The following is a 1,881-nucleotide window of genomic DNA, read 5'->3' as shown; positions in this document are numbered from 1 at the left end:
ATTTGTACAACAAGAGCCGTGTGAGGGGAGACTTTCAAGCACGGTTCTGTGAGAGGCTTAGGGTGAAATTCCCTTTGCCTACTCGATCACAAACACGTTGTGTGTAATTATAACAAAATGAACGTTTTAATAATTACATTAACAATCACTACAATATTATTTGTAATTTTGTACATTAATGAACGGACTAAAGAAAAAACCGTTTACATACAAAATCGAGGAGAAAATATTATGGCTTACAGTCCGACAACAATAGCGAATTATTTTATACAAGAAAAAGCCAAATTTGGCAAGCTAACTTCTATGAAGTTAATTAAATTGGTTTATTTAGCTTATAGTTGGTATATAACCCTAAACGGAAAAAATAAACCATTAACCTTGGAAAAAGCGCAAGCTTGGAAATATGGGCCAGTTTTTCCGTCCTTATATAAAGTAATTAAAAGAGAGGGCAAAATTAATGTTTCAGAACCCTTACCGAATGATAAAGAGGAAACTATTTCTAAAGAAGATTCTGAATTTCTAGAAAAAATTTGGGATTTATATGGAAAATATAACGGTGTAGAATTGAGTGCAATGACTCACGCTGAGGGTACACCTTGGAGAGAAGTTTATTGTAGAGATTGTAACTCTGAAATACCAGATGATTCCATCATAGACCATTATTCACCTAAATTAAAACCTGTTGAATAATTGGCTGAATTAAATCTAAATAGGCTTCCTGACCATAATCCCGACCAATTTAAAGACGCAGATATTGATGAAGCAGTATCTGATGAAAAAGAGTGGAATAAAGACATATCCCCAGAAGAGGAACGATTTAGAGGTGAGACCATATTAAGAGAAAATTTAGCGATTGCATTTACAATTATTATTGCATTTTGGTTATTAGCTGTTTTACTTCTTTTAGTTGGTAATACTAATAATTACAAATTAAGTGATAGCGTGCTTAATACACTTCTAATAACAACTACTGCAAATGTTATTGGAATGATGACAATAATTCTTAGAAACCTTTTTCCAAAAAGAGACGGACAAAAATAACTACACACAACAACGGCTATAAAACATAAGGGTTAAATTGCTCACCCTAAACAAGAGCATAAATTAATTTAACAATCACAACCGAAAGGCAACAGCGTAAAACACCTTACGTTCCATAGCCAGAGACGTTAGGCAACATTTGAATGAACTATAGAAATAGAATACAAATTAAGGACTCAAATGAATATCAGGTAACTTCAATTGAATATCTGAAAGGAGTATTGCATACATATTCTGATTTGAACAGGCCAAATTCTAATTTAGATTACGAATACGAAATTATTGAACTTTACAAATCTGAAAATATAATCAAAACTTTAAAAAAGGAATTTTACGTGTTTGAAAACCAACAAATAGAACTTGAATTAATATCTGAAATTGACTTTAAAAGTATTTTACAAAGCTGGTTTTTTAATAATGGTAGCCTGACAGATATAAAACTTAATGATTCAAGAAAAGAAAGTGAAATTCAGAATTTCGTAAATCATCTCAAATCAATACTGAAAATAACCGAAATATATAAAATTGAAAACCTGAAAAGCAGTTTGGAAAATCAATTTAACGAACTTGGTGTTTTTTATCAATATCTACTTTTAAGTTGCCAAAAATCAGATTTCATTTTATATTTTAGATATGATGATTAAAAAACGTTGCCTAACAATGGCTATAAGTAATTGCTTGTTCTCGCCTACTTCTGAAAATCCTCGCGGATTTTCAGTTTAGTGTGTACTTGCAAAGTTTAGTGCTAAACCACGCAAATACTCATAGTGTGCCAAGAATCAACCATGGCAATAAAAGGGTTGAATGCTGTAAATAAGATGATGGTAGGTCCATCAGAGT

3 protein-coding genes are annotated in these 1,881 nt (G+C 31.5%); all 3 read left to right on the top strand.

What is annotated here, in order from left to right; all coding sequences use genetic code 11:
• Nucleotides 1–117: 117 nt before the first annotated feature.
• The 3 genes from FT986_RS11320 (at nt 118) to FT986_RS11310 (ending at nt 1,685) form a co-directional block, all read left to right on the top strand.
• Nucleotides 118–690: a Panacea domain-containing protein gene (locus FT986_RS11320; RefSeq protein ID WP_255505951.1), complete on the top strand. Its 573-nt coding sequence runs from the start codon at nt 118–120 to the stop codon at nt 688–690.
• Entirely contained in the window at nt 691–1,041 is a 351-nt protein-coding gene (locus FT986_RS11315; protein WP_147865157.1) for a hypothetical protein, read from the top strand.
• Between the two features lie 143 nt (nt 1,042–1,184).
• Entirely contained in the window at nt 1,185–1,685 is a 501-nt protein-coding gene (locus FT986_RS11310) for a hypothetical protein (protein WP_147865156.1), read from the top strand.
• Nucleotides 1,686–1,881 lie beyond the last annotated feature (196 nt).

Origin of the sequence: Mesonia sp. K4-1, assembly GCF_008017825.1 — a bacterium.
Classification (GTDB): Bacteria; Bacteroidota; Bacteroidia; order Flavobacteriales; family Flavobacteriaceae; genus Mesonia.
This window is presented reverse-complemented; position numbering and strand designations above follow the sequence as displayed.

What these genes read in the sequence shown, in the direction of transcription:
- FT986_RS11320 (WP_255505951.1), top strand. Translation starts at nt 118, where the DNA reads ATGAACGTTTTAATAATTACATTAACAATCACTACAATATTATTTGTA.
- FT986_RS11310 (WP_147865156.1), top strand. Translation starts at nt 1,185, where the DNA reads ATGAACTATAGAAATAGAATACAAATTAAGGACTCAAATGAATATCAG.